We start from the raw sequence: 17,403 nt of genomic DNA on the forward strand, positions 1-17,403 counted from the left end.
CTTGGTTCCGGTGGGGGCAGGCCGGCCCGCACCGGTGATCTGATCAGTTCATCTCTCTGAGGTCCCGCGGATAGTGGCAGGCGACACCGTGGTCGCCGGCGTCGGGCTCACTGAGGATCAGCGGCTCCAGCGCCGGCTGGACGCTCTCACAGACCGACTGCTGGCCCTCGGGCAGCAGACGGTAGAGCGGGCAGCGGGGCCGGAAGCTGCAGCCCTCGGGGACGGCTGTGGGTGAGGGCAGGTCGCCCTCCAGCAGAATGTGTTTGCGGCCGGCCTCCACCTCCGGATCCGGGACCGGGATCGCTGAGAGCAGCGCCTGGGTGTAGGGATGACGGGGACGCTCATAGATCTCCTCCACCTCACCGATCTCCACGAAGCGGCCCAGGTACATCACGGCGATCCGGTCTGAGATGTGCCGGACCACAGAGAGGTCGTGGGCCACCATCAGATAGGAGAGCCCCAGATCGGACTTCAGCCGCTGCAGCAGGTTGATGACACCGGCCTGGATGGAGACGTCCAGAGCGGAGACCGGCTCGTCCAGGACCAACAGCTTGGGGTCCAGTGCCAGGGCACGGGCGATGCCGATGCGCTGGCGCTGACCTCCGGAGAAGGCGTTGGGGAACCGGTCCACGTGATCGGGCTGCAGACCCACTGTCTGCAGCAGCTCGAAGACCCGTGCCCGGATGTCCTCGGACTTCCAGCCCTGGGCCTCCATCGGCTCGGCCAGCAGCTCGTAGACGGTCTGGCGGGGGGACAGCGCACCGGTGGGGTCTTGGAAGACCATCTGCAGATCGGCGCGCATCTCCAAGGGAGCGCGGTGCTTCTTCCGGGAGCCGGTGATGGTCCGGCCGTTGAGGACCAGATCGGTGCCCTCGGCCGGGTCCAGCTCCATGATCTCCAGCAGCGTGGTGGACTTGCCGGAGCCCGACTCCCCCACGATGGAGAAGCATTCGGCCTCCCGCAGGTCGAAGGAGACGCCGTCCACTGCGCGCACAGTGCCCAGATGGCGTTTGAACAGCCGGGAGCGCAGCTCGAAGTGACGAGTGATGTTCTCCGCGCGCAGGACCTCCGGGCGCTGCTGGCGCGGAGTGAGCTCCATGGCTGAGGGTGCGAGCTTCTCGACGCCGTAGATCTCCCGGGCATCGGCATGGCGGGCCACATCCAGGCGGATGCAGGCGGCGGCATGACCGCGGGAGATCTGCTGCATCCCTGGTTCGGCCTGCTCACAGGCCTCTGTGGCCAAGGGGCAGCGTGCGGCGAAGGGGCAGCCGGCATAGGGCTGGGTTGGGTTGGGCGGACGGCCCGGAATGGTGGCCAGGGCGTGCTCGGCTGAGACGTCCAGGCGCGGCACGGCGGCCAGCAGTCCCATGGTGTAAGGCATGGACGGGTTGCTGAAGACCTGCTGGGTGCTGCCGCGCTCCACCGGCTTGCCGGCGTACATGACCACCAGCTCATCGGCCAGGCCGGCGACCACGCCGAGGTCATGGGTGATCATGATGATCGCGGCCCCGGTCTCCTCCTGAGCGAGCTTCAGCAGCTCCAGGACCTGGGCCTGGACGGTGACGTCCAATGCGGTGGTGGGCTCGTCGCAGATGATGACCCGCGGGTTGTTGGCCATGGCCATCGCGATCATCACGCGCTGGCGCATACCTCCGGAGAACTCATGGGGGAAGTTCTTCAGCCGCTCCTCCGCGGCGGGGATCCCTACCTTCTGGAGAAGCTCCACGGCCCGCTCCTCGCGCTGGGCCTTGGTCATCTTAGGGTTGTGGTTGCCGATGGCATCGGTGATCTGCTGACCCACGGAGAGCACCGGGGTCAGGGAGGACAGCGGGTCCTGGAAGATCATGGAGATGGTGTTGCCGCGGTGGCGGCTCATCGCCTCATCGCTGAGCCCCAGGATGGGCTGGCCGTCCAGCAGGATCTCGCCCTCCACACGGGCGGTGTCCGGGAGCAGGCCCATGATGGCCATAGAGGTCACCGATTTGCCGGAGCCGGACTCGCCCACGATGCCCAGCACCTGGCCGGGGTGGAGGTCGAAGTCCATACCGCGCACGGCGTGGACGGAGCCGGCCTCGCTGGGGAATCGGACGTGCAGGTCGCGGACCGAGAGGATCGGGGCGCCGCCGCCGATCGGTGCCGGCTCCGGGGTGGTCACAGTGGTCTCACTCATGTGGTGGCCTTGCCTCCCGCTTTGGATTCGGGGTCGAGCGCGTCGCGCAGCCCGTCGTTGATGAGCATCAGGGAGATGACGATGAATCCGAACACCGCCACCGGGGCCCAGAACATCCAGGGCTGGCTGAACACATAGGTCCGGGACTGTTCGATCAGCAGACCCAGGGAGGTCTCCGGGACGGTCACGCCGATGCCCAGGTAGGACAGGGAGATCTCCGCGAGGATGGCACCCCAGATGGCCGTGGTGGCGTTGATGATGGCGATCGAGGACAGATTCGGCGCCAGGTGCCGCCACACGATCTTCAGCGGGTGGACCCCCATGAAGCGGGAGGCCTTGATGAAGTCGCGGTTCACATAGGACAGGGCCATGCCGCGGATCAGACGGGCGGAGGCCATCCAGCCGAACATGACCATGATGAAGGCCAGGGTGACCGGTCCGCCGTCGCGCCCGGTCATCACGATGCCGATCAGCACGATCTGCGGGAACATGATCAGCGCTTCCAGGGTCCACATGCCCAGGCGCTCCACCCAGCCGCCGAAGTAGGCCATGGCGCAGCCCATGACCAGGGAGATCACCGGGGTCAGGATGCCCACGATCAGGCCGATCATCAGCGAGGTGCGTGTGGCCTGGGCCAGCAGCGCCACCATGTCCACACCGGCCGAGTTGGTGCCCAGCCAGTGCTCTGAGCTGGGGCCCGCGCCCAGATTGACGAAGTCCTGCTCCTGATAGTGCCAGGGCGTGAGGTGGTGGCCGAAGAGCGCGAAGGCCCCGAGCAGCACCAGCAGGAAGACGCCGAAGACGGCGGGCTTGCGGCGCATGAAGCGCTTGAGGATCAGACGCTTCTTGCCCATGGGCCGGATCTCGCCCGAGGGCTCTCCCCCACCGGTCTCATTGGCCGCCTGAGTGTGCTGTGCGGCGTTCAGCGGATTGATGGCCATCGGTCTCACAGCCTCACTCGCGGGTCGATGATGGAGGTGAAGATATCGGCGATCAGGGCGCCGATGGCGAAGACGATGCAGCCGTAGAAGGTCACGGCCACCGTGGCGTTGACGTCATGCTGGTGCAGCGCCCGGATGGTGTAGGCGCCGATGCCGTCCCAGTTGAAGATGATCTCGGCGAAGAAGGTGCCGGTCAGCAGGGCTGGGATGCTGAAGGCGATGGACTGGGCGGTGGGGACGAAGGAGACCCGCAGTGCGTGTTTGCGGATGGCCTGCTTGCGCGTCAGTCCGGTGGCCCGGGCGGTGCGGACGAAGTCGGCGTTGACGTAGTCCAGCAGGTACTGCCGCTGGGAGATCTGCATGGCGGCCCAGCCGAAGATGGTCATCGCCAGAGTGGGCACTGCGTAGTGGGCCAGCATGTCCACGAACTGGTTCCAGGTCCCTTCCACGCCGATGCTGCGGAAGCCGGTGACGTAGAAGATCTGCTCCCCGGCCTGTTCGTTGACCCAGATGGCTCCGCGCTGGACCAGCAGGAAGGCCACCGGGGTGGGGACGATCATGGTGAAGTAGGAGTACCAGGTGGTGGTGCGGTCGCCCCAGCGGTACTGGCGGGATGCGGCGTAGACGCCCAGGGCGATGCCGATGACGGTGCTGAGGATCATCGCGGCCAGGGTCAGGCGCACTGAGATCCAGACGCGGTCTCCGAAGGCGTCGTTCACCGTGGCGCCGTTGGGGCTGTAGCCCCAGTGGCCTTCTGTGATCACGCCGGACAGCCAGACCCCGTAGCGCTGGAACATGTTCTGATCCGGGTCCAGCTCGTAGCGCCGCAGGGTCTCCTCGACGTTCTCCCGGTTGACCTCAGGGTCCAGCGAGCCGCCGGTCAGGTCCATCAGCTGGGTGACGGGATTGAAGAAGCTCACGGCCATCAGATAGGCGATGGTCGTGACGGCGAACGTCATGATGCTGTAGCGCACAAAGCGCAGCGCGATGAACTTCAGCATCGTCCAGACGCCTGTTCCAGCTCGCTGACCTCAGGTGCAGGCATGGCGCTTCCCCTCTACTGTCACGCTTCACATCAGATACGACCCTGAGGCCGCGGTGCGGAGTGGAACCACTGTACGAAAACTCGAGGCCTCCGCGATGAGGCGTGGATCACTCGGTGACCAGGAAGAAGCGGGCCCAGTGGCCCAGAGAGCGAACCGCACCGGAAAGTCAAGGCAGCCCCGTCAACGCAGCTGAAACATCTGCCCGAGAGCCTCAACTATTCAAGACTTCTTTCACAATTCAGCGTGATCACGGCGATCTGAGAGGTAGGTCACATCACCTGGTGCGAACATTTTTCGGAGCATGCGGCCCGCACGCGAAACATTTTCGAAACGCAGGCCGAAGGCCGAGTGGACCCGCAGGCCAATCTCAACGCGAGCCGAATATGACGCGATGTTACGCCTGGCGAGGAGAAACTGCCTTCTGCGGACTTCGCCCGAAGACTGCACTGAACACGGCAGCCAGCACGGTGCCGGCGCCTGCCACCACCAGAGTCCCAGCTGGCCCCAGAGCCGCCAGCGCCAGCCCAGCGCCTGCCGTGCCCAGCACTCCAGCCGTCTGGTTGACCGTCCCCATCGTCGAGAGGGAGCGCCCACGCACCTCCGAAGGAACTGCGTCCACCACGATCAGGCGGATGGCCGCTACTTGGATCGCATTGGCCACTCCCGCAACGGCGAACCCGATGCCGGCCGCAACAGACGAATGGACCAGTCCGGGCACCATGAGCCCGACGCCCATCAGAAAGGTCGCAATCAGGAGCCACCGGTACGCCACATCACCGGTCAGCCGACCGGCCCAGTGGGCCCCGAGGAGCCGCCCCAGGACGAAGGCCTGGGCCAGGACCGCCACTCCGATCGGGCTGAGATCCAGCGTCTCGACTCCATAGATGGCCTGAGCCGCAGAGAAGAACGAGGTGAAGACGATCGCCGCTGCCAGGCCCGTCAGAGCGACCCGTGCAACCCTGTTCCGGAAGAGCAGCGCGGGAGCTTCCTTCACTCGGTGCCACCAGGTAGACGCAGCCCCCGCAGCCTCCCACTGCACCTGCGGGTAGAACATCGCGGTCAGGGCAAGAACCCCGACGGCGGCCGCTTCTGCCACAAACACCCATGACAGGCTCAGGTACTCCAGAGCCACCCCACCCAGAACTGGACCGATGAAGCCGCCCAGCAGACGAGCCGTGTCCAGACGAGCGAACGCTCTGGCAGCAGTCTCAGAGTTGGTCTCCCGTGGTGCCCGGTCAGCAAGGAGCAGCATTCCGGCGGAGTCGAGAGCAGAGATCGACGCCGTGAAGACGAGTACACACAGGATCACAGCGAGCTCGGGGAACACGGCCGCGCACAGCAGAGCAACCACCTGAGCCGCGCCAGAAGCGACCACGATCGGGCGTGGCCCGAGGCGGTCCAAAAGAGGGGCGGCGAAGGGAGCCAAGGCGATCTGTGGAATCGATACGCAGAGGAGAACCGCAGGCACCGCCCAGTCGCGAGACTCCCCCTGCGCCACCGCCACCAGCACGGCCAGCATCGTGGCGCTGGAGCAGACAGTGGCGATCAGATAGGTGAAAGGGAGGCCCAGCTGGACAGACCTGCGCCGGCCCGTCTGCTGTTCGATCTCCCCTTCGATCGCTGGTCCCGCGCTCTCAGCGGCGCCAGACGTCGTCGGGGTTGGAGGTCTCCCCCTGGGTCAGGCGAAGCGCCTGAGCTTGGGCGACCAGCTCCTCGTACTTCTTGTTCTTCTTATCGGCACCCTTGGTCTCCCGCGGCGGGAGCAGGATGGTGCGCTCAGCCTCGATGCCGGCCTGCAGCTGGCGACCACGCTCCAGCTCGGCGTCGAACTCTGCGCCGAAGAGCAGGACCATATTCATGATGTAGATCCAGAACAGGAAGATGATCACGCTGGCCAGCGAGCCGTAGGTGGCGTCGTAGTTGGCGAAGTGCATGACGTAGAAGGCCACACCGCCGGTGGCTGCGATCATCACCAGGATGGCGATCAGCGCGCCGCCGGAGATCCACTTGGCACCGGGCTGACGGATGTTCGGGGTGCAGTAGTAGAGCAGCGCGATGCCGATGGCGGCGATGACGATCAGCACGACCGGCGTGGCCCAGTTCCAGATGGTCACGGCCGTCTCGCCCAGGCCGATCACATTGCCGATGGAGGCCGCGATCGGACCGGAGATCACCAGCACCAGAGCGGCGGAGGCCACCAGGGCGATCAGTGCGACGGTCACCGCGTAGAGCAGCGGCCGCAGCTGGATGAAGGAGCGCCCCTCCTCCACTTCGAAGATCCGGTTGATGGCCCGGGAGAAGGCGTTCACAAAGTTCGACGCCGTCCACATGGCCAGCAGAATGCCGATGGCCAGTCCGATGCCGGCACCGTCGGCCGTAGTGATGTTGCCGACCACCAACTCGACGGTGTCCATGACATCGGGATCGCCCTCAGTCATATCCGCCACCATATTCACGAAGAACTGGGTGGTCCGCTCTGCCTCCCCCACCAGGGAGAGCAACGAGACCAGGGCGATCAGCGCCGGGAAGACCGAGAGCACCGCGTAGTAGGTCAGGCCGGCGGCCAGATCGCTGCACTGGTCTCGACCGAACTCTGAGAGCGCACGTTTGAAGCTGTACTTCCACGTGGCGCCGGTGAGCTTCAGCGGCGAGGAGGGCTTGGACTCGTCGCGCTCCTCGCCTCCGTCCTCGGCATACTCCTCTCGCTGCCGGGCCTTGACCATATAGGGCTGGTCGGCAGCGGCTGAGACTGTCCCGGGCCGGGAGGCGTCCTCATAGGTCGCCGCCTCATCGAAGATGTCGTGCTCCTCGACGTCGTGCTCACGGGCGCTGTAGGGCTTCAGACCGTCGGCTTCAGAGCTCATGAGCACCAGCCTAAACGGACGGGCCCCTCCTGACGTAGACCTAACAGCAGATCAGACCGTCACGGACGCTCTCTCTGAAGAGGACGGCGTCGTGATCTGAGAAAGATCTGACGCGGTGCATCTACTCCATGTAGAGGCCGTTGCGACCGATCACCAGGCGCTCCGCCTCTGCGGGAGCCGTATGGACAGCCTCCATCACATGCACGCTGAACAGGTTGAAGACGACCACCTCAGGCGGTTGGTTCCACTCACTCGCATCACCGATATCGATGGAGTCGATATATTCCGTGATAGCCGCGAAGGACCCGTCCACTTGAAAGGAACGTTCGACGGCCTCGCCCTGTACCGAGAGAGCAAGCAGATCCCCCACAGCATTGAGCACAAACCCTGAAGGCAGGTGCTCGTTGATGGTCTCGAGGAGGTGCGCCGCCATCAGATCAGCCGCGCTTGGTCAGCGCCAGCTCATCGGTATGGGTGATCTCCGCCGGCTTGTAGTTGTTAAGGTAGCCGGAGCGGGCGATGGCCATCGAACCCACTGCCGAGGTCAGCAGCTGGGCGATGATGGCGATCAGCGCCTTGATCAGGTTGGCCGTGGAGAAGTCCATCAGCAGGGCCCCGAAGACGATCGAGGCCACGCCCAGTCCGGCCGAGGTGCCCACCGCCGAGGCACGCAGGTACAGATCGGGCAGCCGGAAGAGGCCGATCGCTGAGACGATGATCGTGAAGATCCCCAGGAAGATGAAGATCAGACCTGCTCCGTGCAGGATGTTCTCGATGTCCATCAGCGACGACCTCCCGATCCCAGACGTGCCATAGAGATGGCGGCCATGAAGCCCAGCAGCGTGGCGATGAGGATGATGTCGAACAGGGCCTCGATCTCTGTACGCAGCCCGATCAGCGCCAGGAACCCGATGGTGGCGAAGAAGATCAGATCAGCCGCCACCGCACGGTCCGAGGTGCGCGGGCCCAGGTAGGCGCGCACACCGGCGATGATCATGCCGATCGCCAGCAGGATCAGAGCGATCTCAAGAGTCCATTCAGAGATCATCGGGCCTCACCTCCTTCGCTCTCAGCCTCCGTGATGCCGGGGGCATCCCACTCGTGGAGGTCGCCCTCCTCTACGTCCTCGGGCTGCACCACTGGACGCTCAGTGGGGCGGGACAGGACGCCAGGGTTCCGGCGCATGGCCTTGAGCAGACGGTCCTCCATCTCCTGGATCTCCGCCACCAGGGCCTCCCGGTCCTCCACAAACATGCCGTGGACGTAGAGGATCCCGTGCTCCTTGGACAGGGTCAGGGTCAGTGTGCCCGGAGTCAGGGTGATCAGCGTGGAGATCAGCGTCCACTCGCTGTCCGACTTCGAGGCCGCGGGCACGGCGATGATCGCCGGGTTCATCTTCATCCGCTTCCGCGGGCGCAGCACATCAGCCGTGACGTGCAGGTTGGCCAGGAGGAACTCCTTGGCGTACCAGAACAGGAAACTGATGATCCTGAAGGGCCAGATCATGCTCCGCTCACCGCCTCAACGTAGAACTCCGGGTTCAGCAGACCCTCTGCGGCTGTGGCCGAGAGGCTCATCAGGACCTCGGCACCCAGGCCGAAGAAGATCGTCACCGCCGCCAGCAGCGCACCCGGGATGATCAGCTTGGCGGGCACCTTGACCGCCTGCTCCCCGGAGAGCACCGCCATCGTGGTCGACGTCGGCGGCCCCACGGTCAGCGTGGGGGTCTCCGCCTGTGCCTCCACACGCAGGTAGCGCTTGCCGTGCATACGCTCCTGGTAGGTCAGCGCCCTCTCCTGCAGGTCCTTGGGCTCCTCGCCCATGAACACGCCGGTCCAGATCTTCAGCATGGACAGCAGGGTGAACACCGAGACGATGACCGCCACGGCCGCCACCCAGTAGTGGGTCTCCTCCAGGGTGGCCTGGATGATGCTGAACTTGGCCACGAAGCCGGAGAACGGCGGCAGACCGGCCAGCGAGAGCGCTGCGGCCATGAAGGTGATCGCGATCAGCGGCTCACGCTTGAGCATGCCGCCGAGCTTCTCGATCTCCCCGGTGCCGTAGGTCTCCTCGATGGCTCCGGTGGAGAGGAACAGCGAGGCCTTCACGATCATGTGGTGCAGCAGGTAGAAGATCGCTGCGGTCAGACCCAGCGTGGTGAACAGTCCGACGCCGATCAGGATGTAGCCGATCTGGCTGATCATGTGGAAGACCAGGATGGAGCGGGTGGTCTTCTCACCGATCGCGCCGAGCACACCGATCAGCATGGTCGCGCTGGTCACCAGCAGAGCCACCCAGAGGAAACGCTCATCACCGTCGAAGAGCAGCGAGTAGATGCGGTAGATCGCGTAGATGGCCACCTTGGTGTGGATGCCCGAGAACAGCGCGGTCACCGCGGGGCTGGTCATCGGGTAGGTACGGGTCAGCCAGCCGTGGACCGGCACGACGGCAGCCTTGATGGAGATGGCGGTCAGCACGACGCCGCCCGCGATGGCCACGGCCGGATCCTCAAGCGCCGCACCGTGCAGCTCGGCCAGATTGACCGTGCCCGCGGTGGCGTAGACCAGGGCGATGCCCACCAGCAGCAGTGTCGAAGCCATCAGGTTCACCGAGACATAGATGCGCGCGCCGTGAGCCCCGAGCTTGGCGCCCATCATGGCGATCAGCCCGTAGGAGGGCAGCAGCATGACCTCGATGAACACGAAGAGGTTGAAGATGTCCCCGGTCATCAGGGCGCCGGCCACACCGGCCATCAGCACCAGGACGAACGGGTGGAAGAACCGGGCGCGGGCCTCATGGGTGGCCATGGCGAACATCACCGAGGCGATGCCGAGGATCGAGATGATCATCAGCACCAGCGCCGAGAGCGCATCCACCACGAACGGGATCGCGATCTCGAAGGTCTCGCCTTCGGAGCCGACGTCCACCGGGGTCCAGCCGCCCACGCGGTGGGCCAGGACGGTGCCGTCGCGGGTGGCGATCACCAGCAGGATGGAGAAGACGAAGATCGCCGACAGAGTGCCCATGCTGATGATGTGGCGAGCCAGCTTGTTCTTCCGCACTGCGGCCCCGGCCGCGCCGAGAAGCAGCGGCATGCCGACCAGCAGCGGCAGCAGCGGAGGGAGGATCTCTGCGAGGTTCACTTGGTCTCTCCCGTCTCGTCATCGCCGGATTCCACGGCGATCTCACCGGATTCGGTGCTCACGCCCTTCACCGCGACGTCCTCGGTGTCGCCTGTATCGGAGATTCCGGCGTCGGCGGGCGGTCCCACCGGACGCGGACGGCGCTCTCCGTAGAGCACCTTGGCCGGGGACTCCTCATCGTTCTCGGTGTCGTCGTCGGTGGTGGTGGTGATCGCCAGGGTCACCATGTACATGGTGATCGCGAAGGCGATGACGATCGCGGTCAGCACGAAGGCCTGCGGCAGCGGGTCGGCCTGCTCCTCGAAGGGTGCCCCGTCGATATAGGGCACCGCCCGGTAGGCGGGGTTGCCTGCGGCGAAGAACATGAGGTTGGCCGCATGCGAGGCCAGGATGAAGCCCAGCACGATGCGGACCATGCCGCGCTGCATGAAGAGATAGACGGCGGCTGCGGTCAGCAGCCCCACAGCGATGGCGATGCTCATCGGCTGTCCACCCCCTCTCCAGTGCTCTGGTCGTCTCTGCCGGCGTTCCCCACTTCGACTTCGAGGGGAAGATCCCCCGGGTCCACCGCATAGTCGGGTTCCACAGTGGAGACCTCCCCGGTCTTCTGACCCATGGCCCGGCGGTGTGCCCGCAGCAGCTCTGCGGGGTAGCGCTGGGCCTGACCGAGCCGGTCCAGAGCCACCAGCACTGCGCCGATCACGGCCAGGTAGATGCCCAGGTCGAAGATCAGGGCGGTGGTCAGGGTGAAGCCGGACTCGGTGCCCCACGGCAGCGGCAGGCCCTCGAAGAGGACGATGGGCCGCAGGTAGGAGCCCTCCACGAAGCCAGCCAGGCCGATGGCAGCGGAGATGATGATGCCGCCGATGATGATCATCGCGTAGTCGAAGCGCAGCTTCACCGAGGAGTCGGAGGGCGCCACCAAGTAGCGCAGGGCGAAGAAGCCGCCCAGCACCAGGGCCGCGATGAAGCCGCCGCCGGACTCGTAGTGACCGCGCATCAGCAGGATCAGCGAGAGCAGCATGATGAACGGCGCCATCCAGTTGAAGACGCTGCGCATCGCCGTGGTGTTGTCCTTGGCGTGGTCCAGCGGGGTGCCCACCCAGCTCTTGGAGGCCGGGGTCACGTTGTCCGAGGTGGAGAACGCGGAGTTCAGCACTGCCAGGATCGCGAAGCCGGCCACGCCCAGCACGGTCAGCTCGCCGAAGGTGTCCAGGGCACGGAAGTCCACCAGGATGGAGTTCACCGTGTTGATGGCTCCGGCCTCGTCATAGGTGTGGGTCAGGAAGGCCTCGCCCACCGGGGCGCGGTCGCCGTCGCCTTCGGTCCAGCGGCCGCTGCGGCCGGTCAGCGCGAAGGCGGCCACGAAGGCCATCACGCCGAAGCCGATGGCCACCACGGCGGCCACCGCTGTGCGGGAGCGCTTCACCGGGTGGAACTTCTTGGGCAGCTTGCGCATGACCAGCACCAGGACCACCACGGTGAGGATCTCCACCAGCAGCTGGGTCATACCCACATCGATCGCGCCCAGCAGGAAGTACCAGGCGGCCACCATGAAGCCGGCGCCGCCGACCAGCACGACGGCGGCCGTGCGGGACGTGGAGACCACCGTGCCGATCAGGAAGATCGCCATCAGCGAGATCAGCACCCAGTCGATCATCTGGGTGTGTCCCTCGGTGAAGTCACCGATCTGCGGGGCCGCCATGATGCCGGCGATGAAGATGCCCACCAGGAAGATGCCCGGTGCGGTCAGGTGCAGACCGTGCATATCGGTGCGGGTGCTGTCACCGACCTTGCGTCCGAAGGCGATGGAGCCGGTACGCATCTTCTCCGCCACGGCCACACCGGTCCAGGGCAGGATGGTGCGCGGGATCAGGTTGTCCATCTGGGCCCGGGAGAGCACCACGATCAGGCCGATCACTATGATGACCGCTGAGAGCATCAAGTCGGTGCTGATGCCGCCCCAGAGGTAGAAGTAGGGCTCGTAGTCCGAGGTGGAGGCCGACTGGGTGGCCCGGGTGATCAGTCCGTCGAAGACGAACGGGATGAAGCCCAGGATCGCGCCGGCCACCGCCGGCAGCAGTGCGGGCAGGTAGAAGGCCGGGGCCGCCTCGTGGGCGGCGTCCTCGGCGATGGGCTGGTGGGCGCCGTCGTCGTAGCCGGCGTCCTTCTTCCCCACACCGCGGTAGCTGCCGAAGGCACCCAGCACGATGCGGCCGCAGTAGGCGAAGGTCCCGACGGCGGCGAGCACGGCCAGCAGGGTCAGCGTCCAGGTCAGACCGGGGCCGAAGATGCCCTCCTCTTCCGCGGAGAGGAAGCCCTTGAGCAGGTTCTCCTTGGAGACGAAGCCGAACAGCGGCGGGATGCCTGCCATGGACAGCGAGGCGATCACGGTGATGAAGAAGGAGACCGGCATGGTCTTGCGCAGACCATTGAGCTCACGGATGTCGCGGGTGTGCGACTCGTGCTCGATGATGCCGACCATCATGAACAGGCTGGACTTGAACAGCGCGTGGGCCACCACGTGGATGATCGCCGCGGCGATGGCCACCGGGGTGCCGATGCCGATGGTGGCCACCAGGAACCCCAGCTGGGAGACCGTGGAGTAGGCCATGATCTCTTTGATGTCATGGCGCTGCAGGGCGAAGAGCGCACCGATCAGTGCGGTGATCAGGCCGCCGCCGATCAGGATGACCTGCCAGATCATCACGCCCTCGAAGACCGGGGCGAAGCGCAGCAGCAGGTAGATGCCGGCCTTCACCATGGCCGCGGCGTGCAGGTAGGCAGAGACCGGAGCCGGGGCCACCATGGCGTCGGGAAGCCAGAGGTGGAAGGGGAACTGCGCCGACTTGGTGAAGGCGGCGAAGGCGATGAGCACCGCGACCACGGCGGTGAAGGTGCCGTTCTCCTGCCAGATCTCGTGCTGCAGAGCGGCCGAGAGCTGAGTGGTCCCGGTGTTCACGATGATCATCAGCACCGCGGTCAGCAGACCCAGGCCGCCGGCCATGGTGATCAGCAGCGTCCGCTGCGCCGGGGCCGGAGCCTTGGCTCCGGACCGGTTGATCAGGAAGAAGGAGCAGAGAGTGGTGAACTCCCAGAAGACGAAGAGCAGGATGAGGTCATCGGCCATCACCATGCCGGACATTGCGAAGACGAAGAGCAGCATCCAGACGTAGTAGTCGGAGGTCTTCTTCTTGGGGCTGAAGTAGCGGGCTGAGTAGGCCAGCACCAGGGCGCCGATGAACAGCACAAGCAGCAGGAAGACCATGCCCAGGCCGTCCAGGCGCAGGCCGATGTTCACATCGACTGCGGTGGGGATCCAGGGCAGCGACTCCTCATAGACCCGGCCGTCGATGATCGGGCCGATCCACGGCAGGGTCATCAGACCCAGAGCGGTCAGGGAGACTGCTGCGACCCATCCGGTGTCGCGGCCGAGCACCTGATGGAAGGAGGCGGCGACGGGTACCAGGATGAGGGTGAGGAAGAGCAGCACCATCAAGGTCATCGGTGAACGGTTCCTCCATCAGGTGCGGCGTGGGTGGACGGGCGGAATCCTCCAGGGCGCTGCAAGCACACGAAGGTTCCGCTGAAGAGCATCCTATGCTCCTGCCGACCAGACTTCCCGGCACACCGAAAATCGACTATATCGATCGCGATGACGGCCCGGCAATTCGTGCTCAGGCCCTCCCGCGGTCGTCTCAGGGGGCCTCGAGCACGCCGCAGGCGGCCCGAGCACCGGAGTCACCTGTGGTGAGCGTCTCATAATCGGGGCCCTCCGGGGCGTAGCGCTCCGGGATGTTCGCCGCGTTGTCGGCCTCAGTGTGGACGATCACTGCTGAGCCGTCCTCATCCAGGAGCAGGTCCTCGTCCAGACGGTCACTGAGGACCGTCAGAGTGCCGGTGCGCTCCTCGGTGACCAGCAGGTTGGGCAGGTTGCCCGCATGGTCCGGGTGGTAGACCTCAGCCTGCTCCTCCGGCTCCACATCCGGCGGCAGCTCCGGATCCTCCTCCAGCTCCTCCGGGGCCTCCTCACCCTCAGCGACGCCGGAGTCCTCCTCCGGATCGCCCGCCAGGTGGTCGCCGGCAGAGAAGAAGTCTCCGACCTGGCCGTACTCATTGGCCGACTGGATCTCGCAGACGCCGGTCTCGTGAATGCTGATGCCACGGAAGCCGGGCTCCATATCGACGATCTCGGCGTGGACTTCCACCACGCCCTCGCCGGCTTCAGAGATGGTGAGGGTGCCGACCTCGGTGCCGACCGCATCGGTCATCTGCGCCTCAGCGATGATCGGGCCGGCGGCCGAACCGCCGCCGTCCTCCTGCTCGCCGGCGGTCTCGGCGTCGTTCTGCTCAGCGGCGTCCTGAGTGGGCTGCTGGGTCTCGGCGTCGTCCCCGCAGGCTGCCAGAGCCAGCATCAGAACGGCGGTCCCGGTCAGCAGGGTGCGGCCTCGCGAAGGGTGAATCATAGGGGAAGCATACCGGCGCTGGAGCTCATCGTCTGATCTCGAAACCGGCCTGGGGCAGGGTCTGCAGCTCCTGTTCGGAAGCCTCGCGGGTCTCCACCGAACTGACCTGGGCCGCAGCCGGGCCGTCCTCGGTCCAGCGGAGCAGGGAGTCCACGGCCGGTCCCTCTCCGGCCACCAGCAGCTCCACGGCGCTGTCGTCGGTGTTGCGGACCCATCCGATCAGGCCCAGCTCATCGGCCTCATCCTTGGCCGAGGCGCGGTAGGCGACTCCCTGGACCCGTCCGGTGATGCGGGCGAATGTTCCTGTGCTGATGCCGGGGCGGCCGGCGTCGCTGATCTCTGCCATGGGGCCAGTGAATCACCCTTGCAGAGAATCCTGCACCTGTTAGTGTCCTGATGGGCGGCCTTCGGGCTGCCGTCACATCACAGAATTTTTGAGATACAGAACTGACCAAGGTCGACAACAGAACAGGAGGGTCGACAGAGTGACGACTACTATTCAGGCTGCTGTGGAGGATCTCTACCCCACTCGCCAGAACAACTCCCAGGTCATCCCCCGCCGCGATCCGGTGGTGCAGGGAACCGCAGACCAGGGCCCCTTCGACGCAGGCACCCTGCGCAGCTTCGATGAGAAGGGCTACCTGAGCATCGATCAGCTCATCACCACAGAGGAGCTGCAGCTCTTCAAGGACGAGCTCAAGCGACTGGCCGAGGACCCTGCGGTGAAGCAGGACGAGCGGACAGTGGTCGAGGCGAAGTCCGATGAGGTGCGCTCGATCTTCGACATCCACCGCAGCAACGAGATCTTCTCCAAGATCGCCAACGATCCGCGTGTGGTGGACCGCGCCCGGCAGATCCTAGGCTCGGACGTCTACATCCACCAGAGCCGCATCAACTACAAGCCCGGGTTCGTCGGCAAGGACTTCACCTGGCACTCGGACTTCGAGACCTGGCACGCCGAGGACGGCATGCCGGCTCCCCGGGCGGTGTCCATCTCCATCTCGCTGACCGACAACTACTCCTTCAACGGTCCGCTGATGATCATGCCGGGCTCCCATAAGCACTACATCAGTGCTGTGGGCGAGACCCCGGAGGACAACCACCAGAAGTCGCTGGTCATGCAGGGCGCCGGTGTGCCGGAGCCGGAGACGCTGACCGAGTTCGCCGACCGGTTCGGCATCGACGTGCTGGAAGGCCCGGCAGGCGGTGCTGTCATGTTCGACAGCAACTGCATGCACGCTTCCAACGGCAATGTGACCCCGTACCCCCGGTCCAATGTCTTCATCGTCTACAACTCGGTGGAGAACACTCCGGTGGAGCCCTTCGCGGCTCCCTCCCCGCGCCCGGACTTCCTGGGCAGCCGGGACTTCACACCGGCCGGACGCTGATCTGAGCGTCTGTTCCCCGCTGCGGCGGTCCGTCCTGCAAGGAGCGGGCCGCCGCAGTCGTGTGGGGGTGGTGGCTCAGTGGGAGGTGGCCACGGTGGGTGTCGTCAGAAACTGGGGCGCTGCAGCGCGATGACCGCATCCATATCGTCATCCGGTGCCAGACGGTTCCGGTCCTGGGCGCCGCAGGCGGTGCAGCGATGGAGGAGGATGTAGCCCTTCTTCCCGGAATAGTCGACGCCGACCGGTTCCATCTCAGCCTCACAGTCGGCGGCCCGGTCCCCCGGAATGACGTCGACGTGGCGGGACCACAGGCAGCGCGGGCAGTGATTCCGGTAGCTGCCTGCGCTGTGCCTGGGGATGGTCTGCCCGCAGTGGACACAGTCGAATCCGGTGTTCTCCTGCTGGCGGGTGGTGGGTGAGTAGCTCACTGCTCTGCGTGCTGGGCAGTTCCGGAGTTCTGCGCTGCGCCGGAGTTCTGCGCAGTGGCCGAGTGGTAGAGGCAGACGGCGGCGGCGGTGGCCACGTTGAGCGACTCCGCACGGCCGTAGAGCGGGATCGTGACCCGCTGATCAGCAGCCGCCTTCTCTTCCTCAGAGAGACCGTGCGCCTCATTGCCGAAGAGCCAGACGGTCGGGTTCTGCGGCTGCTCCAGAGCCGGGAGTGCGGCCTCTCCTCCCCCATCGGCGGCGAGGATCTGTGCGCCCTGGCCGCGGGCGGCGTCGAGGAACGGGTCCAGATCGGCGCCGGGGCGGATGGGCAGGTGGAAGTGCGAGCCGGCGGCGGAGCGGACCACCTTGGGCGCCCAGGGGTCCGAGCTGCCCGGGGTGAGCACCACGGCGTCGGCCCCTGCGGCGTCGGCGGCGCGGATGATGGTGCCGGTGTTGCCGGGATCCTGGACTCCGAGCAGGGCCGCGCCCAGGCGCAGCTGTGGGAGCTCCTCGGCCTGCTGCGGGATGGTGCAGACAGCAATGATGCCCTGGGAGGTCTCGGCGTCGCCCATGGCCCGGAGCACCTCCGGAGTGGCCTCGCGCAGAAAGATCCGTGCCTCTCGGGGCAGGTCCTGCTCCGGGTCGAAGAGCACACCGCGGACCCGGTCCAGCAGCGCCTCCACCTCGGTGTGGCGGCTGAGCGCGGAGGGATCGAAGTAGAGGGCGTCCAGACGGGGCAGGCCCTGGGTCTCCTCCTTCTCCCCGCGGGGCTCCTCCTCCCAGCGGCGCAGCCACAGGGCCAACGCCTCGCGCACCGGCTGGGGGCCTTCGGCCAGGAAGAGCCCCTGCTTGCGGCGTCCGGCCCGGGAGGCGAGGGAGGCGACCTTCTTGACCCGGTCAGCGGTCGGATTGCTCAGCACATGTTCGTCAGTCACAGGGACCATTCTCCCTCATGCG

17 protein-coding genes are annotated in these 17,403 nt (G+C 65.9%); 1 reads left to right on the forward strand and 16 read right to left on the reverse strand.

Features of this window, described 5'->3' with window-relative positions:
* Window positions 1-43 precede the first annotated feature (43 nt).
* The 14 genes from IEW85_RS04665 to IEW85_RS04730 form a co-directional block, all read right to left on the reverse strand.
* Window positions 44-2,170: a dipeptide ABC transporter ATP-binding protein gene (locus tag IEW85_RS04665; protein ID WP_188683186.1), complete on the reverse strand. Its 2,127-nt coding sequence runs from the start codon at window positions 2,168-2,170 to the stop codon at window positions 44-46.
* Window positions 2,167-3,111 carry an ABC transporter permease gene (locus tag IEW85_RS04670; RefSeq protein WP_188683188.1) on the reverse strand — a complete coding sequence of 315 codons (945 nt, stop codon included), beginning with the start codon at window positions 3,109-3,111 and terminating at the stop codon, window positions 2,167-2,169. Before IEW85_RS04670 ends, IEW85_RS04665 begins: the two co-directional genes overlap by 4 nt.
* Window positions 3,112-3,116: 5 nt before the next feature.
* Window positions 3,117-4,112, reverse strand: a complete 996-nt coding sequence (locus IEW85_RS04675) for an ABC transporter permease (RefSeq protein ID WP_188683190.1) — start codon at window positions 4,110-4,112, stop codon at window positions 3,117-3,119.
* A gap of 439 nt (window positions 4,113-4,551) precedes the next feature.
* Window positions 4,552-5,775, reverse strand: coding sequence for an MFS transporter (locus IEW85_RS04680; RefSeq protein WP_308420867.1), 1,224 nt, complete (start codon window positions 5,773-5,775; stop codon window positions 4,552-4,554).
* 16 nt (window positions 5,776-5,791) lie between these two features.
* Window positions 5,792-7,021, reverse strand: coding sequence for a YihY/virulence factor BrkB family protein (locus IEW85_RS04685; RefSeq protein ID WP_229658797.1), 1,230 nt, complete (start codon window positions 7,019-7,021; stop codon window positions 5,792-5,794).
* Between the two features lie 121 nt (window positions 7,022-7,142).
* The gene (locus IEW85_RS04690; protein WP_188683194.1) at window positions 7,143-7,454 is read right to left on the reverse strand and encodes a hypothetical protein; all 312 of its coding nucleotides are present in this window, start codon (window positions 7,452-7,454) and stop codon (window positions 7,143-7,145) included.
* Window positions 7,455-7,458: 4 nt separating this feature from the next.
* On the reverse strand, window positions 7,459-7,803 hold the full coding sequence (gene mnhG, locus IEW85_RS04695) for a monovalent cation/H(+) antiporter subunit G (RefSeq protein WP_229658798.1): 345 nt from the start codon (window positions 7,801-7,803) through the stop codon (window positions 7,459-7,461).
* Window positions 7,803-8,069, reverse strand: coding sequence for an MrpF/PhaF family protein (locus tag IEW85_RS04700; RefSeq protein WP_188683196.1), 267 nt, complete (start codon window positions 8,067-8,069; stop codon window positions 7,803-7,805). Before IEW85_RS04700 ends, mnhG begins: the two co-directional genes overlap by 1 nt.
* The gene (locus IEW85_RS04705) at window positions 8,066-8,527 is read right to left on the reverse strand and encodes a Na+/H+ antiporter subunit E (protein WP_188683198.1); all 462 of its coding nucleotides are present in this window, start codon (window positions 8,525-8,527) and stop codon (window positions 8,066-8,068) included. The genes IEW85_RS04700 and IEW85_RS04705 overlap by 4 nt, the downstream gene beginning before the upstream one ends.
* Entirely contained in the window at window positions 8,524-10,164 is a 1,641-nt protein-coding gene (locus IEW85_RS04710) for a monovalent cation/H+ antiporter subunit D family protein (RefSeq protein WP_229658799.1), read from the reverse strand. The genes IEW85_RS04705 and IEW85_RS04710 overlap by 4 nt, the downstream gene beginning before the upstream one ends.
* Window positions 10,161-10,646, reverse strand: coding sequence for a sodium:proton antiporter (locus tag IEW85_RS04715; RefSeq protein ID WP_188683200.1), 486 nt, complete (start codon window positions 10,644-10,646; stop codon window positions 10,161-10,163). Before IEW85_RS04715 ends, IEW85_RS04710 begins: the two co-directional genes overlap by 4 nt.
* Window positions 10,643-13,669 (reverse strand): DUF4040 family protein, encoded by a 3,027-nt coding sequence (locus IEW85_RS04720; protein ID WP_188683202.1) that lies wholly within the window; start codon window positions 13,667-13,669, stop codon window positions 10,643-10,645. Before IEW85_RS04720 ends, IEW85_RS04715 begins: the two co-directional genes overlap by 4 nt.
* Window positions 13,670-13,862: 193 nt before the next feature.
* Window positions 13,863-14,630 carry a superoxide dismutase family protein gene (locus IEW85_RS04725; RefSeq protein WP_188683204.1) on the reverse strand — a complete coding sequence of 256 codons (768 nt, stop codon included), beginning with the start codon at window positions 14,628-14,630 and terminating at the stop codon, window positions 13,863-13,865.
* 25 nt (window positions 14,631-14,655) lie between these two features.
* On the reverse strand, window positions 14,656-14,976 hold the full coding sequence (locus IEW85_RS04730; RefSeq protein ID WP_188683206.1) for an acylphosphatase: 321 nt from the start codon (window positions 14,974-14,976) through the stop codon (window positions 14,656-14,658).
* A 139-nt stretch (window positions 14,977-15,115) separates the two neighbouring features.
* Between IEW85_RS04730 and thpD the strand changes: the two genes are divergently transcribed.
* Window positions 15,116-16,018 carry an ectoine hydroxylase gene (gene thpD / locus IEW85_RS04735; protein WP_188683208.1) on the forward strand — a complete coding sequence of 301 codons (903 nt, stop codon included), beginning with the start codon at window positions 15,116-15,118 and terminating at the stop codon, window positions 16,016-16,018.
* A gap of 104 nt (window positions 16,019-16,122) precedes the next feature.
* Here thpD and IEW85_RS04740 read toward each other — a convergent pair whose 3' ends face one another.
* Together IEW85_RS04740 and IEW85_RS04745 are read right to left on the reverse strand one after the other, a co-directional pair.
* Window positions 16,123-16,446 (reverse strand): RNHCP domain-containing protein, encoded by a 324-nt coding sequence (locus IEW85_RS04740; protein WP_188683210.1) that lies wholly within the window; start codon window positions 16,444-16,446, stop codon window positions 16,123-16,125.
* Window positions 16,443-17,381, reverse strand: a complete 939-nt coding sequence (locus IEW85_RS04745) for a TrmH family RNA methyltransferase (RefSeq protein ID WP_229658800.1) — start codon at window positions 17,379-17,381, stop codon at window positions 16,443-16,445. The genes IEW85_RS04740 and IEW85_RS04745 overlap by 4 nt, the downstream gene beginning before the upstream one ends.
* Between the last annotated feature and the right edge of the window lie 22 nt (window positions 17,382-17,403).

The organism is Nesterenkonia cremea (genome assembly GCF_014642675.1).
In the GTDB taxonomy this organism is placed as follows: domain Bacteria; phylum Actinomycetota; class Actinomycetes; order Actinomycetales; family Micrococcaceae; genus Nesterenkonia; species Nesterenkonia cremea.

Coding starts and splice junctions, on each gene's coding strand:
- IEW85_RS04665 (WP_188683186.1), bottom strand. CDS start 2,170: ATGAGTGAGACCACTGTGACCACCCCGGAGCCGGCACCGATCGGCGGC.
- IEW85_RS04670 (WP_188683188.1), bottom strand. CDS start 3,111: ATGGCCATCAATCCGCTGAACGCCGCACAGCACACTCAGGCGGCCAAT.
- IEW85_RS04675 (WP_188683190.1), bottom strand. CDS start 4,112: ATGCTGAAGTTCATCGCGCTGCGCTTTGTGCGCTACAGCATCATGACG.
- IEW85_RS04685 (WP_229658797.1), bottom strand. CDS start 7,021: ATGAGCTCTGAAGCCGACGGTCTGAAGCCCTACAGCGCCCGTGAGCAC.
- IEW85_RS04690 (WP_188683194.1), bottom strand. CDS start 7,454: ATGGCGGCGCACCTCCTCGAGACCATCAACGAGCACCTGCCTTCAGGG.
- mnhG (WP_229658798.1), bottom strand. CDS start 7,803: ATGGACATCGAGAACATCCTGCACGGAGCAGGTCTGATCTTCATCTTC.
- IEW85_RS04700 (WP_188683196.1), bottom strand. CDS start 8,069: ATGATCTCTGAATGGACTCTTGAGATCGCTCTGATCCTGCTGGCGATC.
- IEW85_RS04705 (WP_188683198.1), bottom strand. CDS start 8,527: ATGATCTGGCCCTTCAGGATCATCAGTTTCCTGTTCTGGTACGCCAAG.
- IEW85_RS04715 (WP_188683200.1), bottom strand. CDS start 10,646: ATGAGCATCGCCATCGCTGTGGGGCTGCTGACCGCAGCCGCCGTCTAT.
- IEW85_RS04720 (WP_188683202.1), bottom strand. CDS start 13,669: ATGACCTTGATGGTGCTGCTCTTCCTCACCCTCATCCTGGTACCCGTC.
- IEW85_RS04725 (WP_188683204.1), bottom strand. CDS start 14,630: ATGATTCACCCTTCGCGAGGCCGCACCCTGCTGACCGGGACCGCCGTT.
- IEW85_RS04730 (WP_188683206.1), bottom strand. CDS start 14,976: ATGGCAGAGATCAGCGACGCCGGCCGCCCCGGCATCAGCACAGGAACA.